Source organism: Erythrobacter sp. HI0063, from assembly GCF_001635685.1.
Lineage (GTDB): Bacteria > Pseudomonadota > Alphaproteobacteria > Sphingomonadales > Sphingomonadaceae > Qipengyuania.
In genome coordinates this window covers 1-19,985 of record NZ_LWFF01000335.1, presented here as the reverse complement: position 1 = coordinate 19,985, position 19,985 = coordinate 1, and the positions used below count along the sequence as shown (strand labels likewise).

Genomic DNA, 19,985 nt, shown 5'->3' with positions numbered 1-19,985 from the left:
GGCTCAATACTCCTCCACCAGGACATCGGTATAGAGTTCGGCCGGATCGGGCTCGGGCGAATTCTCGGCGAAATCGGCGGCTTCGCTCACGATCTTGCGGATATCCTTGTCGATGGTCTTCAGCTCGTCCTCGCTCTTGCCCTGTTCGATCAGAAGCTTCTTGATCGCTTCGATCGGATCCTTGTGGTCGCGATAATCCTGCACTTCCTCGCGCGTCCGGTATTTCGCCGGATCGGACATGGAGTGGCCGCGATAGCGATAGGTGTTGCACTCCATCAGTACCGGGCCATTGCCGTCGCGCACATGCTTGAAGGCGATTTCGGCGGCCTGACGCACTTCGAGTACGTCCATTCCATTCACGTCCATGCCGGGGATGCGAAAGGCAGTGCCGCGGCGATAGAATTCGGTCTCGGCCGAGCTGCGCTTGACCGCAGTGCCCATCGCGTACTGATTGTTCTCGACCACGAACACGATCGGGAGGTTCCACAGGCTCGCCATGTTCATGGTCTCGTAGACCTGGCCCTGATTTGCCGCCCCGTCACCGAAATAGGCGAGGCACAGCCCGCCATCCTCGTTATACTGATGCGCGAGCGCCAGCCCGCCGCCCAACGCAACCTGGGCGCCGACGATGCCGTGCCCGCCATAGAATTTGTGCTCGGTGCTGAACATATGCATCGAGCCGCCCTTCCCCTTGGAAATGCCGGCCTGACGTCCGGTCAGCTCGGCCATGATGACCTTCGGATCGATCCCGTAGGCGAGCATGTGGCCGTGGTCGCGATAGCCGGTGATGACGCTGTCGCGATCGTTGTCGAGAGCGCTCTGGAGGCCGATGGCGACCGCTTCCTGGCCGATATAAAGGTGGCAGAAGCCGCCGATCAGGCCGAGGCCGTAAAGCTGGCCGGCACGCTCTTCGAAGCGGCGGATCAGAAGCATCTGCTCGTAGAAGTGAAGCATCTGCTCGTCGGACGCGGCGAAGCGTTTCTGCTTCTCCAGCTCCTGCTGCAGGCTGCGGAGCGCGAAATCTTCCGTTTCGGAATTCGCTTGCGCCGCGGGAGCGGACGTTTTTGCTTTACGGGGGGCCTTGGCCAAGGTGCTGTTCCCTCTCATCATCGTTCGAGGCGCCTATCTGGCGCTTGTCCGCGTATAGGCACAGCCGCATGGAGGGCGCAACGGCGCGAACGCGCTTTGCATACGAAAACGTTACGGAACCGCCGCGCTTCGACCGCGCGACTACGGTTCAAGCGTCCGGGATCTAGCGGCGGGGCTCTTCCAGCTTGATCATCACTTCGTCCGGATGGACGACATTGAGCTGGCTGCGCAGCAATTCGCCAACCATGTCCGGATCGGCACTTTCGGGGTCGAGCAGTTCGACCTTGTTGCGCAGCATGTCCCGCTCTGCCGTCAATTCGGCAAGCTGGGTTTCGCGCTGGTCCAGCAGACGCAGATTTTCGCTCCACGCGAGCAGCCCGGAAGGACCGGCGATGGCAAAACCGCCCATCAACAGCAAAGCCAGAAGCGCAAAGGACTGCACCCCGCTTTGGCGAGTCCACCCAAAGAGTCCGCGTTTGCGTTTCACGATGACGACAGAATCACGTTTACCATCTCCACGCAAGCCTCTTGTGCATTGAAACGGCTGCGGAACTTGCTGGCGGGACAGTCCGTTGCATCCTTGACACGCCCATACCGCTCCGGTATTTAGTTTCTATTGAAACTAATAGCAGACAGAGGATCCCCAATGCCCGATCTCTTCGAAAACCCCATCGGCCTCGACGGCTTCGAATTCGTCGAATTCTGCGCCCCGGAAAAGGGCGTGGTGGAACCGGTCTTCGAAGCGATGGGGTTCAGCCATATTGCCGATCACCGTTCGAAGGACGTGCAATTGTGGCGCCAGGGCCGGATCAACCTGATCCTCAATTACGAACCGAAGAGCGCGGCGTGGTTCTTCGCGCGTGAACATGGCCCTTCCGCCTGCGGCATGGGCTTCCGCGTCAAGAATGCGGCCGAGGCCTATGACGAGCTGCTGGCGCGCGGCGCGGAGCCTGTGTCGGTCGAGACCGGGCCGATGGAACTGCGCATCCCCGCGATCCGAGGGATCGGCGGCGCGATCGTCTATCTGATCGACCGTTATGAGAACGAAGAGGGCAACGGGCTCTCGATCTATGATATCGACTTCGAATATCGCGACGGGGTGGACCGCCATCCCGAAGGTGCTGGCTTCGACGTGATCGATCACCTGACGCACAATGTCTATAACGGGCGTATGAAATACTGGGCGGATTACTACGAGACCCTGTTCAATTTCCGCGAGATCCGCTTCTTCGACATCAAGGGCGAATATACCGGCCTGACCTCCAAGGCGCTGACTGCACCGGACGGCAAGATCCGCATTCCGCTCAACGAAGAGGGCGAAGGCGGCAAGGGCCAGATCGAAGAGTTCCTGAAGGAATTCAACGGCGAAGGCATTCAGCACATCGCGCTGATCTGCGACGATCTCGTGAAGGCCTGGGACAGGCTGAAGGAATTCGGCGTACCCTTCATGACCGCTCCGCCCGAAACCTATTACGAGATGCTGCCCGAACGCCTCCCCGACCATGGCGAGCCGGTGGAGGAATTGAAGGCGCGCGGCATTCTGCTCGACGGGACGACCGAGGGCGGCCAACCGCGCCTGCTTCTCCAGATTTTCGCCGAAGCGCAGGTCGGCCCGGTGTTCTTCGAATTCATCCAGCGCAAGGGCGACGAAGGCTTCGGTGAGGGCAATTTTAAAGCCCTGTTCGAAAGCATGGAGCGCGACCAGATCAAGCGCGGCACGCTCAGCGTCGAAGAAGCCAAGACCGTCGAGACGGAGCCTGCGGAATGACCGATCAGGCCCCCCAATCCGGTAAGCATGCCTTCTCGCTCGGCGGCGTCCATCACGTGGCCTATCGCTGCAAGGACGCCAAAGAGACCGTGGAATGGTACGGGAAAGTCCTTGGAATGGACTATACCACCGCGTTCGCGGAGGACCACGTACCGTCCACCGGCGAATATGATCCCTACATGCACGTCTTCCTCGACGCGGGGAACGGCAACATTCTCGCCTTCTTCGAACTGCCCAACCAGAAGGACATGGGCCGCGACGAGAACACGCCGCAATGGGTCCAGCACCTGGCTTTCAAAGTCGATAGCGAGGAAGATCTGCTGGCCGCAAAGGAGCATGCCGAAAGCCTCGGCATCGATGTGCTCGGCCCCACACATCACGGCATCTTCAAGTCGATCTATTTCTTCGATCCGAACGGCCACCGCGTCGAGCTGGCGACCGACATCGGTACGGACGAGCAATATGCCGAGCTGAAGCGCGTCGCCCCCGTCATGCTCGAAGAGTGGAGCGAGACCAAGACCGCTCCCAAGCATGCCGATTGGCTGCACGAGATCGCCCGCAAGGAGAACGCGTCCAAGTCGAACTGAGCTTCCTGACGCTTCCCTTTTCGTTTTCGGAACCGAGGCGGGCTTCGACCCGTTATCGGCCCTAAACGAGGGAAAATTCATGCAGGCCAGCCAGACGGCGTCCCAAACGGTGGACGCAACAGCGAATTCCGCGACCAATACGAGCGTCGACACAGTCGCCACCTTGCAGGACCAGCTGGTCGGCATGGGCGAAGGCTTCGTGCGCGCCCTTCCGGGGATCGCGATCGCGCTCGTCGTCCTGCTCGTCACCTGGATCGTGGCGCGCTTCGCGGCACGGATCGCCGATCTGCTGATCGGCAAGACCGACGTTCGCCCCAGCCTCAAGAACCTGATCGATACGCTTGTCAGGCTGGTGATCTGGATCATCGGCATCATGATCGCCGCAATCGTGGTCATGCCCGGCCTGACACCGGCCAGCCTGTTCGCCGGCCTCGGCATCGGGGCAGTGGCGATCGGTTTCGCCTTTCAGGATATCTTCGAGAATTTCATGGCCGGCGTGCTGATCATGCTGCGCGAAAAGATGCGGATCGGCGATATCATCGAATGCGACGGCATCGTGGGCAAGGTGGAGCATATCACGCTTCGCGAAACGCATGTGCGCAAGCTCTCCGGGGAGGTGACGCTGGTCCCCAATTCGATGCTGTTCAAGAACCCGGTCGAAATCCTCACGGACGAAGTGAAGCGGCGGCATGAAGTCGTCGTCGGCGTGAGTTACGATACAAATCTCGATCACGCCGCCGATGTGATCCGCCGCGCGGTCCAGAGCGTCGCTGAGGTCGAGAAGGACAAGACGCTCGACATTTTCGCGCAGGAATTCAATTCCAGCTCGGTCGATTTCCTCGTCCGTTGGTGGTCCGGTTCCACCCCGCGTGCAGGCTGGGAAAGCAAGGACAAGGTCGTGCGCGCGATCAAGGCCGCACTGGACGATGCGGGTATCGAAATCCCGTTCCCCTACGTCACTCACACGTTCAAGGAAAAGGTGCCGCTGGGTAAGAATCCCGGCGAAGAGGTCTGATCGTTCGGTTTTCAAATGCGCAGTCAGATGCGCTTTTGACCGGGAAATGGTGCGCCTGGCATGACAAAGGTGGGCACTCAGATTGCTGGGAAATTTTCGTCGAACTGACCGGCTGAAGTCTGCTTTGTGACCCTGTTCCAGTGAAAAACACCCGCTTATGGTCGGCACGAAGTGCTGATTCAGTCTTCGTTGGTAAGCGAAGATCAGGGCGATGATGGGCGAACAGCGGTGATTCAGGGGGCGCTGTCCTACAGCTTCCGCATTGAGGATAATGTTCCGCCGGACACCCGTTGTCCGCAATCGACTGGTTCGTCGTTCTCACCGGCATCCGCGAGAATCTGAAGCCATTTTATAGCGCAACCGGTCGTCCCTCAATCGATTACGAGCTGATGATTCGGATGCTGATCGTCGGCTACTGCATGGGCATGCGGTCGGAGCGGCGGCTGTGCGAAGAGGCGCATCTCACTCTCGCCTATCGCTAGTTCTGCCGCCGCGATCTGGATGGCGCGGTGCCCGATCACTCGACTTTCACCAGTAAAACGCCACAGGTGTTTCCACGACAGCGGTCCGTTGCGCAAGCTTCTCGAGACGAAAGGGGAGCGCTCCATGGCCGAAGGGCTGGTAGTTACCCACGGTTTGGTCGTCGAGGCCAGCGTGATCAGAGCCGATGTGCAACACCAGCGCTCGGTGTTGGGCCAGGACGGGTTGCCTCGCGTGGACCATACGGAGGCGAAGACGGAACTCCCTATCCGCCGCGGCTCATTACCTTCGTAAGCTGGTTAAGGCGCGACCGATGCCGGCCGTTCCACCCGCCTGAGCGTTATTGCAACGTTGCTCGCTCAGTGTCAGCCGCGAGCCAAACCGACCTTCGGCAGCGACTTCTTCAACAGAACATACCCCATTGCAACCACTCAATAGGTCGGTTGAGCGCCTAAAAGCTGCCGTGCGGTCTTGCACTGTGGGATGGCTGCTACGTCGTAGTGATAGAACCCTCGCCCGCCGCGAGAAATTCTTCGGAGCAACCTCGGAATTCGGACCCTGTCCTATTCAATGTGCGGTTAGTCTCCTATCACTCCCTCCATTCCGAGCTCATTAATTGCGGTGATTCTTATGTCCCTTTTCCGACAAGAGGTTATCGAAGGCCGCAAGGACAGGCTGCATGGCGAGGTCGTCATCTCGCAGTCCACTTCGAACCGTGTCCTTTCCATCGTGCTCTTCGTGACGATCGCCATCGCCGCCGTTTGGCTGACGACCGGAACCTACGCGCGTATCGAGACCGTTCCCGGCATACTCGTGACGGACGTAGCCAGCGCCAGGGTGGTCTCGCAGCAGAGCGGTACGGTTGCCGAGCTGGCCGTCGCCGAAGGACTCCGGGTCGAGAAAGGAGATCCGCTCCTGGTGGTCAACCTCGAACGGCAGGCCGCCACCGGCGGCGCGGTCGCCGAACGGGGGCTGGGAGCCATCGACGCCAGACGCCAGCTATCCGAAGCGCAGGTCCTTCTCGCGCGGCAGAGGGCGGAAGCGGAGCGGAGCCGACTGGCGTCCGTCGTCGCCTCGGCCGAACAGCAGGCGGCCAGTCTGCGGAACCAGATCGCGCTTCAGGAGAGGACGGTCGCGTCGAACGAGGAGATGTTCGAGCAGAGCGTCGAGGTCGTGAACCGCGGCTTCATGACAAAAGTCGAGTTCGAGCGGCGAAGGCAGGCGATCCTAGGCTCCCAGCAGCAACTCGCGGCCCTACGCGAGCGTCTGGCCCTGAGCGAAGGCGAAGCCGGACAGGCGCGCGCTCAGATGGCCAGCGTGTCAATCGATGCGGAGCAGGGGGTTTCGCAGATCCGGGATGGCCTCCAGGCCCTCTCCGCCGAAGAAGCACGCCTCGAAGGCGAGCAGAGCTTCGTGATCACGGCGCCGATCGCCGGCAGGGTCACGGCCTTCGACACCGGACTCGGTCGCCCGGCGCTGGCCGGACGGGCCCTGATGGTCATAGTGCCGGACGAAGCGCAGCTCTCGGCGGAGCTCTTTGCCCCTAGCCGGGCCATCGGGTTCGTCGAACCCGGCAAGGAGACGCGACTTCTATACGACGCATTTCCCTACCAGCGCTTCGGCAGCTTCGGGGGCAAGGTGTCCTCGGTCTCCCGCACCGCGATCGATCCGCGCGAGACCGAGATACCGTTCCAGTTCGAGGAACCCATCTACCGCGTGCGCGTCAAACTCGACCAGCAGGATATCGCAGCATACGGCGAGAGGGTGGCCCTGCAGCCTGGCATGACTCTTCAGGCGAACGTCATACTGGAGCGCCAGAGCTTCCTCGCATGGCTGCTCCAACCGTTGAACGCCGTCCTCAGGCGCAACGGATGAGCGGTCCGTCGGAGCTGCTGCAGGTTAGCGGCCGCAAGCATACGCCCTACATCCCGCAAGGAGAGTCGAGCGAGTGTGCGCTCGCGTGTCTCGCCATGGTGGCCGGATACCATGGATACCAGACGGACCTCATCGCTCTGCGTCAGCGCTACGGGATGTCCCTCAAGGGCGCCGATCTGAAGCAGGTCATGCAAGTGGCCGAAGACATGGGCTTCAACGCCAGGCCGCTGCGAGGCGAGCTGGAGGACCTACCGCATCTCTCGCTTCCCGCGATCCTGCATTGGAACCTGAACCATTTCGTCGTGCTGACGAAGATCAGTTCAGGACTTCGCGGGAATCGCTACCACATCAACGATCCCGCCAAAGGCGAAGTCGTGCTGAAGAGGGAGGACGTCTCGCGCCATTGGACCGGCGTCGCGCTCGACCTACTCAAGTCCGAATCCTTCAAGCCGAAGATCGAACGCCAGCAGCTCGGCATCACGCAGCTCTGGTCGTCCATGACCGGTTTCTGGTCCACGATCCGCAACGTCGTCCTGCTGTCCCTCGTCCTCCAGCTAGTAGTCCTCGCGACCCCGTTCTTTCTCCAGATATCCATCGATACGGTATTCCCGGCCTTCGATCGCGATCTGCTCCTGGTCCTCGCGTTAGGGTTCGGCGGACTGTCGGTCGTGAACTTCCTGACGAGCTGGCTGCGCTCGCTGATCCTCGTGACGCTCAGCAACTCGCTTTCCTATCAGGTGATCATCAACCTGTTCCGTCACCTCGTGAGGCTGCCGCTGGACTACTTCGAGAAGCGGCACGTCGGCGATATCATATCGCGCTTCGGTTCGACCCAGCCGATCAGCCAGCTTCTCAGCCAGGGGATGATCGCAGCCTTCATCGACGGCCTCATGGCCCTTCTCACGCTCGCACTCATGTTCATCTATTCGGGACTTCTCGCCGGGATAGCGGTCGCGGCCCTGACAATCTTCATCGTTATTAGGGTGGCCTTCCTGCAGGCCCTGAGACTGCGGAACCTCGACGTCATCACGACCGCGGCCAAGGAGAACAGCAACTTCATAGAATCCGTGCGCGGAATCGCGGCGATCAAGGCGTTCGGGCAGGAGGGCAACCGTCAGCGCCTCTGGCAGAAGACCAAGGCCGACGCAGTCAATGCCCAGATCAAGCTCGGTCGCCTGAGTGCCGGTTTCGATGCGCTCGGCCAGTTCGTCATCGCTATAGAACGCGTGATCTTCGTCTATCTGGCGATTACGTTGGCCTTCGATTCCCTGCTGACCATCGGCATGATCTTCGCGTTCCAGGCCTACAAGCAGCAGTTCCTCGACGCTGGCATGCGTTTGACGGAACAGGCCATCAACTTCCAGATCGTCAAGGTGCACCTCACCCGGATCGCGGACATCGCCTTGTCGAGGACCGAGGATTCCGAAATCGAGAAGAGCCGCGAGGAACCGGACTTCTCCAAACCGCTGATCGTCGAACGCCTGTCCTTCCGATACGGACAGAACGAGCCATGGACGCTCAAGAACGTCGACCTGACCATCGAACCCGGCGAGTTCGTCGCGGTCACGGGGCCTTCGGGCGGCGGCAAGACGACTCTCGTCAAGGTCATCATGGGCCTTTTCGAACCATCGGCGGGGACGGTGAGGCTCGGTGATCGCCCCATCTCGTCGCTGCAGAAGTCACGCTACCGCAGGGGGATCGGCCTAGTGGCCCAGGGAGACATGCTCTACGCGGGGTCTTTGGCGGAGAACATCGCCTTCTTCGACCCTCAGATCGACATGGACCGCGTCCGCGAGGTGGCGACGCAGGCGCGGATCGCCAGTGAGATCGAAGGCATGCCGATGGGCTACGAGTCCCTCGTGGGTGACATGGGATCGATCCTGTCGCAGGGACAGCTTCAGCGCGTCCTCCTCGCAAGAGCGCTCTATCCGCGTCCCAAGGTGCTCATCCTGGACGAGGGAACGGCAAATCTGGACGACATGAACGAAACGGAGATCCTGAAGACCATCAGCGAATTGAAGATCACCCGTATCGCCATCGCACACCGGCCGGCGACGATCCGGATGGCCGACCGTATCGTCACGGTCAACGACGGTTTCGTCAAACCCGTTAACCCGCCGGTGCCCTTCAACGTGCGTAGCAGCGGGAGCATTCAGGCGTCGAAAATGAGCTAGGCTTCCCGTGTTTATGCGCAGCTCGAACTGATTAAGGAGAAGCCTAAAACCCCAAAACATGCATAATGCAGGCAACAGATCGGGATGACAGTTCTTGCTCTCTGGGTCTTAAAGTTACGTGATGAACCGATTGAACAGCGTATACATTGAATTAACATTGCTTGCGCTCGCCGCAGTGTCGGTAAGGACCGCGCCGTACGGCACACCGGCCTTGAGGTGCCGTCCCATACGCCACGATACTGATCACAAGGCGAAGTTCCAAAGCGCTCAATGCCTGAGGGCCTGCCGCTCACGCCAGTCAGAAATCCCCCGGTCTCGTTCGCTTGTCTTCCGGGCTCGGAGAAGACATGATGATAAACTGAAGGAACACTTAGCTGTTTTTATCGCGACGAGGCTCTTGCAGTGGGCGACCTGGCAGCAGTAGCACTGTCGGCATGGAGGTGTCGGCTCCGGTGCTCGCCCTTCCGACCCGGTGTTGGAACCTCGACTTGGTTCGTGACCAGATCGTATCACGGGAGGCGGATCCCCACGTTCATTCGGAAGAGACAGCACCCATCGCTTGCCTACGCAAACCGGGACCCTCGCCCCTATCTGTATCAGCAAAGGCCCCTTCGCCACTCCCTTGGGCTTCGTTAAGCAGTCCCTTGCTTCAACAATGCTCATGCGCAACAAACCGGTTCGGCTCTAATCCTTGCTAGCAAAGCTAAAGGTCACTTCAGGCATGCTTCAGCTCCCGGAAAGAAAACGCGAAACTAGGAAATAGGACATACCTCGAGAATGTTTTTCGATCATCCAAATCGCGTAATATTCATTCACAACCCAAAGACTGGAGGCCGTTCGATTGCAAAGCTTTTTGATTTTGACGACTCAGAACCGTTTAGGTTCGCACATATATCACCTGTTGTAATACGTAAGAAATTTTTTCAAAGCGATTGGAACAATTTCTTTTCATTTTGTTTTGTTCGAAATCCTTGGCGGCGATATGTATCTTTATATAATTTCCAGCGCAGTGCGACCTATGCTGCGATGATGAACAATAATTTTTCATCGACCATTGCGAGACATTTCCTTCTAAATGAGTGGATCGAATACAATACCTTGTCTCCGCAGAAGGCCAACTGGTTCGGCGTAGATCAAAAGTTATGGTGGTCCGGTGTTACGAAGGCTTTTCGATTTGAAGAAATCGATAGAGCTCACTCTGAGCTTGCACATAAATTTAATCTCTCAAATTTTTTGCCACATGAAAATGCTTCACCACTATCGGAATCTCCCGATGTCGATAGGTTAAGCGATCGTTCTAAAGACATAATTGCTGAGTTGGATCGGGAGACTATCGACGAGTTCGGCTATGTTCCAGAATGACTCAGGAATTTTGAAGCTGAAACGACTTCAGATGCCGAGGACTAGCTTACGAGATGGGAGCAACATTGATCCAGCCGAACTCCTGTTCGAAGATATAGGCAAGATTGACAAAAAAAATTGGCCCGTCGGATTTGAATTGGAAATGTACGAGAGTCAGCGATCCTCGCTCTGCATGGAAAAACAGTTAGACGATTGCCTAAGGTCTTTAGGCGTTGATTATAGTGAGCGAAGATACGCTAAATTCAAACAGAGGCCATCTAGTGAGCTATCTGCTTATTATATTTGGAACGAAACTGAGAATGGCCGCGTAGACGTAGACGCAATAAGGCAAGTAAATCGCATAGTTGGAGGCAGTAATGCGCTTCGAAAAGGTTGGCTTACTACCACGAGATTTAAATCTGGCCATGTAACTCAATTCGATTGCGCCAGTGACCCGTTTACATTCTTGGAATCTTGGGTAAGCGAGTTTAACGCACCGGTTGCTTCTAGCCTTATCATGACCAAAGCTATTTGGCTGTTTCTAGATTTACTCGTTGCACATCCTTTCTTGGATGGCAATGGGCGCACTGCACGAATAATGCTACAAGCGTATCTGTACGCAAATGGCATTCTTGCGGGGCCAATTCTCCCGTTAGGGCCATTCCTTCAAATCAACCAGCGCTCCTTCCTTAATGCAGCCTTGTCTTGGGAGCTATTCGATCGACCATCAGCCTTTTTTGGATTTATGGATCAGGCGATAAGATCCACCGCGATTGTATCGGCAAAGCTTCTCTCGAGATATGAAGCATAGCTTCACTCTATTTAATAATATTTGTTTCAAACAGCATTCTCTATTATCGTCTTTTCTGAGGATGACGTGACCCCCAGCTTTCCCCCAGCTGGGATTAGAGCCGGGCGGTTGTTTTGCGCATAAGCGCGGTTGAAGCAATGGGCTGCGTAGCGGAGCCCGTAGGGCGTAGCGAAGCGGCCCATTGCTTATCCAGTTTGGCGGCGAACGCCGCCGGTGTTGTGTAGCCAAGGGATGAGTGCGGTCGCTCCCGGTTGTAGTCATCCACCCAGGCAGCGATCTCGACACGGGCATGAGCCATGCTCATGAACAGCGTCTCGTTGAGCAGTTCATCCCGCATCCGGCCATTGAAGCTCTCGACATAGCCATTCTGCATCGGCCTTCCCGGTGCGATGTAATGCCACTCGACGCCGATTTCGCCGCACCATGCCAGCACGGCATTGCTGGTGAGTTCCGTCCCATTGTCGCTGACGATCATGCCGGGCTTGCCACGCCGGGCGATCAGCTCGGTCAGCTCACGAACGACACGGCGCCCCCAAAATCGACGTGTCCGGCACCGCTGCCAGGCACTCCCTGGTCACGTCATCGACCACGTTGAGGACCCGGAACCGCCTGCCGGACGCCATCTGGTCGTGAACGAAGTCCAGGCTCCAGCGCTGGTTCGGCAAGGCGAGCACCGGAGCAGGTGCCGTCGTGCCGATAGCACGCCTGCGGCTTCGTCGTCGCCTCACTGCCAAGCCTTCCTCCTTGTAGAGCCCCTGTGTCTTCTTCCGGTTGATCATCACGCCCTCCCGACGCAGCAGGATATGCAATCGACGATAGCCGAACCGCCGACGCTGGTTGGCCAGCCCGCGCAGCTTCTCACGCAGATCGGCATCATCATCCCGCGTGGAACGGTAACGCACGCTCTTGCGATCGGCATCGATGACACGGCACGCCCGCCGCTCGCTCATTCCGTGGCAGGCCTGGAGATGAGCGACAGCTTCCCGCTGCGCGGCGGGCGTCAGAACTTTTTTGCCAGAAGATTTTTCAGCGCGGCCTGGTCGAGCATGGCATCGGCCAGCAACCGCTTGAGCTTCGCGTTCTCGCTCTCGAGCTCCTTCAACCGGCGGGCCTCTGACACCTCCAGCCTGCCATACTTCGACTTCCAGTTATAGATCGTCGCTTCGGACACCCCATGCCGCCGGGCCAGGTCGGCTGTCTTCGCTCCCGCTTCGGCCTCCTTCAGCACGCCAATGATCTGCTCTTCGGTAAACCTCGTTCTCTTCATCTCGTCCGTCCTTCTGTCAGGGCCGGACTCTAATCCAACTTGGAGGAAAATCAGGGGGTCACGTCAAGTTTATGGCGGTGATAAGCCTAGCTGATTGACGAAATAATGCTTGACTCCAAACGACGGGTCTTGCTGTCTACAAATACCGGGTGTAGCGAAAGTTCCGCGCCTTGTTAGATGACGTCTGATGCTATCAATTTCAGAGCGCATCTAAGTTTCAAGCTGACCTTGAACCGTGTTAATAATTAGTATTTCAGGTAGGGGGAAAAACGATGGCAAGCAGTTTTCGCGCGCTAACCGAAGAAGAACTGGGCTTCGTAGGGGGTGGCAATACGATCACCGTTCGAGGATGGAGGCCAAGCCGTTCAGAATATGATTCTTGGTTTGAGGGAGGTGGATCGGAAACCGGCGACCCGCGTACTGAGGCTGGTAATAGTGGTGATGGCGACCCGCCCCCGCCCGTCGAAGAAATGCTTTGTGATAATGAAACTGCGCCGGAAAGTGATCCAAGCGTCGATCCCACTCAGAAGCAAGCCTTCGAAGAATATCTTGCTGAGTTAGCGGAACAGCTAAACACCATAGATCCAGATTCAGTGTTTTCGGGCCAAGTTAATATTGCGGGTGAAATATTCGACATTGAGTTCAGTGCTGGTGAATTTTTGGCGATTCTTAAGGGATACGAATTCGTTTTTGCAAACAGCATGACAAGCGCTTCGGGGTTGGGTGGTAGCTTTGATGATTTTGCGGTCGTCGATCCAGCGCTCCTTACTTTGATTAACTCACCCACAATTCAGGGGCAGGTCCTCAATACTGATATCGCCGACTGGCTGGTGGTCCACGAAGTCGGTCATCAACTACGGGCGGTTGAGGCTTTAACAAACGGGTTATTTCAACAATGGTATAGCGCAAATTCCGCTGATTTGACCGGTTTGAGTCAGGAGCAAATAACAGAAATATGGCGTACTACTGATGCATTTGCTGATTTAGAAAGTATGAATAACTCTGTCGGTAGGGCTATTTTGGGCGAGTCCGGAAGTTCGAGTTTCTGGGGAAGCCCTGGTAAGGGTTACAGTACTTCTTTGACCCTTACTGTGTCGATCCAGCCAGGGGCGGGTGAAGCCGGTGAGCAACAAGCTAACGAGTGCGGTGGCGGCGAGGGGGGAGCTTCTCCGACCGGTGGGACAGCCACAGGAGGCACTAGTTCCGGCGGAACCACTGGTTCTGGTGGGGGCGGTACCTCGGGGGGATATTCCGGCGGTGGTGGGAATGTTAATCAGAACATCGAGTTGTATTGATTGCGCATTGGGCATCGCCGTATTGCGGTGCCATCGTCCCAATTGAAACAGGGACGGAGGAGTGAAATATGAGAAATTCCATACCAACCGCGATACGAAATCTACTGTTAGGGTTAATAGTCTTCACATGTGCTCCGGCAGAAAGTCGCGAACTCTCTTCGGACCAATACACTGTAATCCCAGCATTTCAGATCGACCTAGAGCGAAATAGGATTTTTTCACCTATCGCCGATCGAGTTGTAGCCCGCCCGTTGACTGATTGTTCGAATAAGAGCATTTTTTGTTTGGACAGCTCCGAACTTAAGATGGTCTGGAAGAGGCAATGCGGTTTGCAAGGTCAAGTTGGTGATTTTGTTGCCGCAAATGAGATTGCTGGAAGAGTTGTTGGTTTTTACGATCGGCTAATCCATCACTCGGGTTTAACCCAACGAGAATTTATTTTTATGGTCGAAGGGCAGGGTCAATTTGCTTATATAGTAAATTCGAGAGCTGAGGTCCGCAGTTTTCTTATCGATAATTCAAAGGAAGGGCGTCTGACGTCTTACTTCGGCAATCATAAAGTATTTGAGCTAAGCGAGCTTGAGTCTCCGGAGCTAGAGGGAGTGCTTTTTTCCGATATTTTTTCTAGATCTAACCTTGGCGGATGCTCCTGAGCGAGGGATAATAAAAACACACCGATCGGATTTGGGGCATCTCGTCCGTCCTTTCTTCAAGGCCAGCCTCTAATCGAGACTGCCGGGAAATCAGGAGGTCACGTCACATCAGCCGCCAATTGCTCTGAGATCTGGATGCACAATTGGGCAAGCGGCGCAGCCATTCGGGTTTCATCGCCGGTTCGGCGCAGGAACCAGTAGGCGAGCTGGTATAAGGCCGATGGAACATCGATGCTGATACGGCCCTGCACCCGCAACCACGCCAACGTCACCATGGCGGTGAGCACGACGTCGCAGCTGACATGGCGGCGCATCTCGATCCAGTCTTGCCCGGTCTGCGGAAACTCGACCTCGGTCTTGCCGATGAACAGGTCGCGCGGTAGCCCCATTCGCAAGCCTATTTCAGACAGATGGGCCCAGTCCCGCCCCTGTCCCTTGAGCTCAAGCGCGAGGTCCATGTGCGGTCGCATCTCCCCATGACGGACGCGCTGATTGCCGCGTAACTGGTTTGGAAGAAGCAGACCGTATTGCATCGCGGCCAGCGTCAGCAGGGGGAGTTCCGCTGCGAGCCCGCCATAGGTGACCACCCGATGGTCCGGACGGAACCGGATGTGATCGAACAGGCCCTCGACGATCGCTTGCTCGTCGCCGTGCTCACGCTCGGTCCAGGCGGACAGCCCCTCGATCACCAAAGTGCGTTCATCACCGATGATGATGTCGAGCGCGGCGGCGGCGAAAATGCGCTTGCAGGCTTGGTTATGGCGTTTACGGCCTTGGCGCTCAAGCTTCGCCACGCCTTTGGGATCGATCGCGCGGTAATCCTCGTGGAGATATTCGTCCCATGCGGATTCGGTATCGATGAACGTCAGTTTCAGCATTGTATTTTCCCTCTTCAGGTTGGTCCCGCCAACCCGCTCCCCTTCCTGTGATCAGAATCCGACGGACCGCGCTCGCTCGATGGCGCGCCACGCTTCCCACGCCGTGCTCAGCGAGGTTCGCTCGTGCGGGGGAAATTGCGACCAGAGGAAGGCCAGCCACAAGCACTGCGCCTCGTCCGGTGCTCTGTGCGACCGTGAGAGGATGTTGGAACCGGGCCCCGCCCGCTCGATCCGATACGCTGCGGCGATCTCCTCCATCGCAAGGTTCGCGCATTCGAGCGGCAGGAAGTCGAGATCCCGACGTTCGCGTTGGAGTAATTGCAGGTCGGCCGGTGGGAGCGGTCCACCTGCGGCGAACGCGTGGCGGAAGTAGTGCTGCGGTGTACGCGAGGCGTGTGCGATCACGGTTGCGCCGAACGGAAGGCGTTCAGCGATACCGGAAAGGATTTCCGCACGGGTCGCTCTCCCGTCGAAGGCGCGATGATCGAGGGCGAACCTCGCCCCCGCTCGTCTGCTGCGAGTGACGGTGAAGATCGCGGTCGAACGGATAGCCGAGCGGCTAGCGAATTCGCTTCGGTCGCGGATGATCGCGAGAGAGCACAGGATTTGCGGATGCCGCCGTAAGATATCGGCCATGGAAATGGTCCCTTGCTGCAAAACGGAAAAGGGCAGCGCTCCTGGTGAAGCGCCGCCCCGTTGAGTCCGGTAGTTGGAAACTGTCAGGCTGCCGCAGTGCCTACCGGGACTGCGGTGCCGTCCGCCTGGAACGCGAAGGTGTCCGCTTTCCACGCCCCCGTCTCGAGAACTGGAGCAAGGGCTTCCGCCGCGGCCGCGATCCGACGCTCCGCTTGTGCGAGTGTCCCGGATCGCTTCGTTGCCTTGGCGACCTTCATTTCTCTGAGGATGCCACGCTCATCGATGGCGAACTGACGGCTGCGATCCATGGTGACGAGGACGAGGGCCTTTTCGGCGCCGATAGAGACCGGCTCAACCCGCACCATCCCGATGGAATCCAGCATTCGGAACACCAAGAAATACCAGGCGGGCTTGGTGTCCGAATCCGTATTGTAGACCGCGAAGACCGCATCCTGGCGATCGTCGGATGCCTTGCGGGCAATCCCTTCCATCACCGGCAGGCTAGCGGTCACTACGCCGCCGAAGGTGACCGCCGACGTGCCCGTCGCGATTGCGGGTAATCCGAGTTCGAGACGGAGGGCGAGCGCGTTCGCCCGGTGGACTTCGAGCCCACCAGCTTGGGAATTGTTCATCAATCTGTTCCTTATTTCAGTGTGACGGCGTGTTCGCCGGAGCCTTTTCCCTCAACCGGATGGCCCACCATCAGCGCCGCCAGTGCGCCACTTCCACTTCCCGTTTCACCGGTTCCCACGTCCATTCGGCGCGGTAGCGGTCGATCCAGTCGACCGGGACGATGGTCGGATCGCGACCGACCAGTTCGCGGTACCAAGCGCTCTCGGCGTCATGGTCCGGCTCGCGCACGAGCTTGTGATAGACACCGTGATACGATCGGCGATAGCCGCGCCGATACGCGTCCTTTTGCAGGCGATGCGGCAGATCGCTTGCTTCGAAGCGCCAGCTGGCGGCCTTCGCACCTTCGAGGGCGTGGGCCATGACGGTGCGTCCGTCCTCGCACACATGCGCGAGGAGATTGACGAGGCTGGCGACATCGTCGCCAGCGCGGTGCGCGACGGGATTGAACAGGCCAGCCTGCATCAGCAGATACCCCTGCGCGCGACCATCGAAGCCGAGGCCGTGCCAGTCGACATCCGCCATCGCGCAGATCCACGGCATAGAGCCGACCTCCGGCACGAGTTCCTCAAGGTGGCGCCGATCGAACGCGACGTTGAAGGCAAGGCAAGCATTCGCCTCGGCAAGGTGATCGGCGATTTGCTGCGGCACGAACCGCTTGCCTTCGACCATTTCGGTGGTGATCCCCGTGATCCCGCTGATCTCAGGTTCGATCGGTCGGCATGACTGCTGCATGCCGCTCCGCAAGCTCTCGACCGCAATCACCCGGCCTTTTTCGTCAATGACGATAAGGGCGACGGCGATCTCGATCAGCTCGTCATATTGCGGATCGAACCCGGTGGTTTCGGTATCGAGCACGGCGATCTTCATAAAAGGCGGCCCCGCATCGGTGGGGGCTCGCCATTCGCAAAGCGGCGTGATGCGGCGCAGGATCCGCACGTCCTCGTCGGCCTGCGTAGGCCCGCAGGGGCTTTTCGATATCATGATATTCTCCTCGGTGGCTGTGACACGAGGGTCTCGCGGCGAAGCCTTTTCCTTCACCCCTTCACCCTCTGCTGCACCGTCAGCCTCGAGAATTCAGAAGACCTCCTGGGAGGCCGAACCTTTTCCACCTGCGGTGGCATGGGTGCGCAAATAGCGGGCAAGCGACCAGAAGGATCGCGTTCAGACGATACCTTGCGAGCGGGCCCGCGCCTGGTGTGCCGCCAAGTTCGCACGATGCCGATCGGCGCCCTCCTGCAGCGCTCGCCAGTCGTCGGCATCGAGTTCGAGGGGCCATTTCCCAACTTGACTTGCGGCCTTGGCCGCGAGGGCGAACTGCGAGCCATCGGCCTTGTCCCGTGCGCTTTTCCAGCGCCGCAGATCGCGTTTGCTGCGGCGCTCGCCCTCTTCGGTCACCCAGCGCAACAGAGTAGGCCACATACCCGTGGTGGCCCAGCGGCGGGCCCCCTCCCGCTCTTTCTCAGGCAGCGCGTCGATGATGGCGGCATTGCCTCTGACGAGCATCTTAGCGGTCACGACCTCGCGCAGGATCGGATGGATATGCCGCATGAACGCAGCCTGGCGCTGCTCCATCCGGACGAGTTCGGCTTGCACCGCAGGATCGCTCAAGCCCCGCAACTTCAGGCGGTTGCCTGACCAGTAGATCGGCTGCGGCAGGACCAGTCCCTGTTCGGTGCTGCCGACATGAATTGCCTTGTCCTTGACCCGGGCGACAAAGGCGCGAGCGGTCTCGATTTCGCTTGCAAGTGTGTCGTTCGCATCGCTCGCGGGAGGCAGATCGCGTGCCGCAGGATCCACCTTGTTTCTGCCCGCGGATTGCGGGACCTGCGCCTCCTGCCCGCGCTTGGCCGAGATTTCTCGCGCGATCCGTTCGAGCCGCTCGACAAAATCACGCATCGTGTCGACCAGTTCGGAATCGGTCCGCGCTTCACCTGGAGGGTCGACCGATGTGAGGCCGAAGGGAAAGCCCGGCTTCGCGGTTTGGACAGGCACGGACACCGGGGACACCGATTTGATCGCCGGCCATTCCCGCGGCAGCGAAACGGCGCGGATGACCGGCATTTTCCTCGCCTGCGGGAGCTCGACGGGGCTAAGATCAGGGCTCGGATGGGAGCCAGGCGCCTGGACCGGCTGCAGTCGCACACGTGGATCAGAGTAAGGTTTGACCGGTCGGACATGACGCAATCCCGGTAAGGATTGGGCAGTCGCGGAAACCGGAGCGACAGGGCGAATGGACGGCCAATTCTTGATTCTGGGCGACGCTACCGGGGCTATCACGGGCGAATGGGCCCGCTGCGGCGAGACGGCGCGGATGATCGGCATTTCCCTCGCCTGCGGGAGCTCGACAGGGCGAAGATCAGGGGTCGGATGGGAGCCAGGCGCCATGACCGGCTGCAGTTGCACACCCGGATCAGAGAAAGGTTTGACCGGTCGGACATGACGCAGTCCCGGTAAGGATTGGGCAGTCACGGAGACCGGAGCGATAGGGCGGATGGACGGCCAATTCTCGACTGTGGGCGACGCTACCGGGGCTGTCACGGGCGAATAATCCTGCGGCGCTTCGATCCGACGCAGTATCGGCGGTGTCTGGATCGTTGGGCTTACTAGGGACACTTTCGAGATTCCGAGGGCGTTCACGGAAGGCGCAATCGTAGCCACCGGCCGAAGGACGATGTCTCTATCGGTCGCTCCGATTACGGGGCGTAGAGACGCTGGAGGCGACACCATAGGCGCAACTGGCTTCAGATCGGCGGTTGGGTATGAGAAGGGCGACACGGGAGCAAGCGCCGGGGGTGGCGACGACGCCGGCGCGACCGGATTGATGGATGGGAAAGTGTCAGCGCCTGATGACAGGGCAGCCTTCAAGCTCGTCTTCGGTCCTGGATCGATGTTGCCCTCGACCGACTTGAACGGGCGCGTACCCGAGCCTTCCTCAAGCCGCATCTCCACCTTCTCAAGCGGTGTCTGGGCCGCGATCTGTGTCACTTCGACCGGAGCGATAGCCGCTGTGGGCAATCGTTCTCTGGGTGCTGCGACCCCGCGCAGCGATGGACCGGGCTTATGGCTCGTCACGCCACTGACAAGGGCGGTGGATGCGCTATCGGCGTCCCCTCCGACACCAGCGAGAGGGCGCAAAGCAAGGGGCGATCTGACCGCCAGTTCCAGCTTCGCTAGTACCGCAAGCCGGCGCTTCAGGGCTCTCTTTCGGCGTTCTTCCCGCTTCGTTTCGAGAGCTCTTTCGAGCCGCAGATTGGCTTCGATCACCCCGCGGTTGGCCTCGACATCGGCTACGAATTCGCCCTCCCGCGCGGTCCGCGTCTTGCGCTTGTCGAGCTTCTTCTGGGGTTTGTGGACGAGCCCACGCTCAGCATTCGAGAGATGCGTATAGTGCCGTTGGGTTCCTGCCCGTTCGAGGGTCGCGGTCATGATCTCGGCCACCCTGCGGCGTGCATGGCGCCAATATTCGCCGCCATCGAGGTCCGC

16 protein-coding genes and 2 pseudogenes are annotated in these 19,985 nt (G+C 58.8%); 10 read left to right on the top strand and 8 right to left on the bottom strand.

Translation table 11 applies throughout. The annotated features are described in order from the left end of the window. Positions 1–3 precede the first annotated feature (3 nt). Together pdhA and A3736_RS14665 are read right to left on the bottom strand one after the other, a co-directional pair. Positions 4–1,107: a pyruvate dehydrogenase (acetyl-transferring) E1 component subunit alpha gene (pdhA, locus tag A3736_RS14670; protein ID WP_067684495.1), complete on the bottom strand. Its 1,104-nt coding sequence runs from the start codon at positions 1,105–1,107 to the stop codon at positions 4–6. A 145-nt stretch (positions 1,108–1,252) separates the two neighbouring features. After that, the gene (locus tag A3736_RS14665) at positions 1,253–1,498 is read right to left on the bottom strand and encodes a septum formation initiator family protein (RefSeq protein WP_082851531.1); all 246 of its coding nucleotides are present in this window, start codon (positions 1,496–1,498) and stop codon (positions 1,253–1,255) included. A gap of 237 nt (positions 1,499–1,735) precedes the next feature. Here A3736_RS14665 and hppD point away from each other — a divergent pair, with 237 nt between their 5' ends. The 8 genes and pseudogenes from hppD (at position 1,736) to A3736_RS16790 (ending at position 11,140) form a co-directional block, all read left to right on the top strand. Then, positions 1,736–2,857, top strand: a complete 1,122-nt coding sequence (gene hppD / locus A3736_RS14660; RefSeq protein WP_067684490.1) for a 4-hydroxyphenylpyruvate dioxygenase — start codon at positions 1,736–1,738, stop codon at positions 2,855–2,857. Continuing rightward, positions 2,854–3,444, top strand: coding sequence for a VOC family protein (locus tag A3736_RS14655; RefSeq protein ID WP_067684488.1), 591 nt, complete (start codon positions 2,854–2,856; stop codon positions 3,442–3,444). Before hppD ends, A3736_RS14655 begins: the two co-directional genes overlap by 4 nt. 184 nt (positions 3,445–3,628) lie before the next feature. Continuing rightward, complete coding sequence (locus A3736_RS14650; RefSeq protein ID WP_067684527.1) at positions 3,629–4,459, top strand: mechanosensitive ion channel family protein; 831 nt, start codon at positions 3,629–3,631, stop codon at positions 4,457–4,459. A gap of 189 nt (positions 4,460–4,648) precedes the next feature. Further along, positions 4,649–5,146 (top strand): annotated as a pseudogene (locus A3736_RS18075) (transposase); the annotation flags it as partial. Between the two features lie 531 nt (positions 5,147–5,677). Next, positions 5,678–6,814, top strand: coding sequence for an HlyD family efflux transporter periplasmic adaptor subunit (locus A3736_RS14635; RefSeq protein ID WP_197465623.1), 1,137 nt, complete (start codon positions 5,678–5,680; stop codon positions 6,812–6,814). Beyond that, positions 6,811–8,988 carry a peptidase domain-containing ABC transporter gene (locus tag A3736_RS14630; protein WP_067684480.1) on the top strand — a complete coding sequence of 726 codons (2,178 nt, stop codon included), beginning with the start codon at positions 6,811–6,813 and terminating at the stop codon, positions 8,986–8,988. Before A3736_RS14635 ends, A3736_RS14630 begins: the two co-directional genes overlap by 4 nt. Positions 8,989–9,765: 777 nt before the next feature. Then, on the top strand, positions 9,766–10,350 hold the full coding sequence (locus tag A3736_RS17215; RefSeq protein WP_156502156.1) for a sulfotransferase family 2 domain-containing protein: 585 nt from the start codon (positions 9,766–9,768) through the stop codon (positions 10,348–10,350). Next, positions 10,337–11,140, top strand: a complete 804-nt coding sequence (locus tag A3736_RS16790; RefSeq protein ID WP_082851525.1) for a Fic family protein — start codon at positions 10,337–10,339, stop codon at positions 11,138–11,140. The genes A3736_RS17215 and A3736_RS16790 overlap by 14 nt, the downstream gene beginning before the upstream one ends. A gap of 94 nt (positions 11,141–11,234) precedes the next feature. On the opposite strand, the pseudogene A3736_RS14625 reads toward A3736_RS16790, so the two are convergent. Beyond that, positions 11,235–12,407: pseudogene (locus A3736_RS14625) on the bottom strand (IS3 family transposase). 272 nt (positions 12,408–12,679) lie between these two features. Between A3736_RS14625 and A3736_RS17210 the strand changes: the two are divergent. Continuing rightward, positions 12,680–13,702: a hypothetical protein gene (locus A3736_RS17210; RefSeq protein WP_156502155.1), complete on the top strand. Its 1,023-nt coding sequence runs from the start codon at positions 12,680–12,682 to the stop codon at positions 13,700–13,702. 284 nt (positions 13,703–13,986) lie between these two features. Beyond that, positions 13,987–14,355: a hypothetical protein gene (locus tag A3736_RS17205; RefSeq protein WP_156502154.1), complete on the top strand. Its 369-nt coding sequence runs from the start codon at positions 13,987–13,989 to the stop codon at positions 14,353–14,355. Between the two features lie 98 nt (positions 14,356–14,453). Here the strand turns inward: A3736_RS17205 and A3736_RS14615 are convergent, their stop codons facing one another. From A3736_RS14615 to A3736_RS14595, 5 genes are all read right to left on the bottom strand, one after another. Next, positions 14,454–15,233 carry a hypothetical protein gene (locus A3736_RS14615; RefSeq protein WP_067684476.1) on the bottom strand — a complete coding sequence of 260 codons (780 nt, stop codon included), beginning with the start codon at positions 15,231–15,233 and terminating at the stop codon, positions 14,454–14,456. Positions 15,234–15,284: 51 nt separating this feature from the next. After that, positions 15,285–15,869, bottom strand: a complete 585-nt coding sequence (locus tag A3736_RS14610) for a hypothetical protein (RefSeq protein WP_156502153.1) — start codon at positions 15,867–15,869, stop codon at positions 15,285–15,287. Positions 15,870–15,952: 83 nt separating this feature from the next. Then, a complete protein-coding gene (locus tag A3736_RS14605; RefSeq protein WP_067684472.1) occupies positions 15,953–16,501 on the bottom strand; it encodes a hypothetical protein in 549 nt (182 codons plus the stop codon). A gap of 70 nt (positions 16,502–16,571) precedes the next feature. Next, entirely contained in the window at positions 16,572–17,483 is a 912-nt protein-coding gene (locus A3736_RS14600; RefSeq protein WP_067684470.1) for an exonuclease domain-containing protein, read from the bottom strand. 180 nt (positions 17,484–17,663) lie between these two features. After that, the gene (locus A3736_RS14595; protein WP_067684469.1) at positions 17,664–18,563 is read right to left on the bottom strand and encodes a hypothetical protein; all 900 of its coding nucleotides are present in this window, start codon (positions 18,561–18,563) and stop codon (positions 17,664–17,666) included. Positions 18,564–19,985 lie beyond the last annotated feature (1,422 nt).

What these genes read in the sequence shown, in the direction of transcription:
- pdhA (WP_067684495.1), bottom strand. Translation starts at nt 1,107, where the DNA reads ATGAGAGGGAACAGCACCTTGGCCAAGGCCCCCCGTAAAGCAAAAACG.
- A3736_RS14665 (WP_082851531.1), bottom strand. Translation starts at nt 1,498, where the DNA reads ATGGGCGGTTTTGCCATCGCCGGTCCTTCCGGGCTGCTCGCGTGGAGC.
- hppD (WP_067684490.1), top strand. Translation starts at nt 1,736, where the DNA reads ATGCCCGATCTCTTCGAAAACCCCATCGGCCTCGACGGCTTCGAATTC.
- A3736_RS14655 (WP_067684488.1), top strand. Translation starts at nt 2,854, where the DNA reads ATGACCGATCAGGCCCCCCAATCCGGTAAGCATGCCTTCTCGCTCGGC.
- A3736_RS14650 (WP_067684527.1), top strand. Translation starts at nt 3,629, where the DNA reads ATGGGCGAAGGCTTCGTGCGCGCCCTTCCGGGGATCGCGATCGCGCTC.
- A3736_RS14630 (WP_067684480.1), top strand. Translation starts at nt 6,811, where the DNA reads ATGAGCGGTCCGTCGGAGCTGCTGCAGGTTAGCGGCCGCAAGCATACG.
- A3736_RS17215 (WP_156502156.1), top strand. Translation starts at nt 9,766, where the DNA reads ATGTTTTTCGATCATCCAAATCGCGTAATATTCATTCACAACCCAAAG.
- A3736_RS16790 (WP_082851525.1), top strand. Translation starts at nt 10,337, where the DNA reads ATGTTCCAGAATGACTCAGGAATTTTGAAGCTGAAACGACTTCAGATG.
- A3736_RS17210 (WP_156502155.1), top strand. Translation starts at nt 12,680, where the DNA reads ATGGCAAGCAGTTTTCGCGCGCTAACCGAAGAAGAACTGGGCTTCGTA.
- A3736_RS14615 (WP_067684476.1), bottom strand. Translation starts at nt 15,233, where the DNA reads ATGCTGAAACTGACGTTCATCGATACCGAATCCGCATGGGACGAATAT.
- A3736_RS14610 (WP_156502153.1), bottom strand. Translation starts at nt 15,869, where the DNA reads ATGGCCGATATCTTACGGCGGCATCCGCAAATCCTGTGCTCTCTCGCG.
- A3736_RS14605 (WP_067684472.1), bottom strand. Translation starts at nt 16,501, where the DNA reads ATGAACAATTCCCAAGCTGGTGGGCTCGAAGTCCACCGGGCGAACGCG.
- A3736_RS14600 (WP_067684470.1), bottom strand. Translation starts at nt 17,483, where the DNA reads ATGATATCGAAAAGCCCCTGCGGGCCTACGCAGGCCGACGAGGACGTG.
- A3736_RS14595 (WP_067684469.1), bottom strand. Translation starts at nt 18,563, where the DNA reads ATGCCGGTCATCCGCGCCGTTTCGCTGCCGCGGGAATGGCCGGCGATC.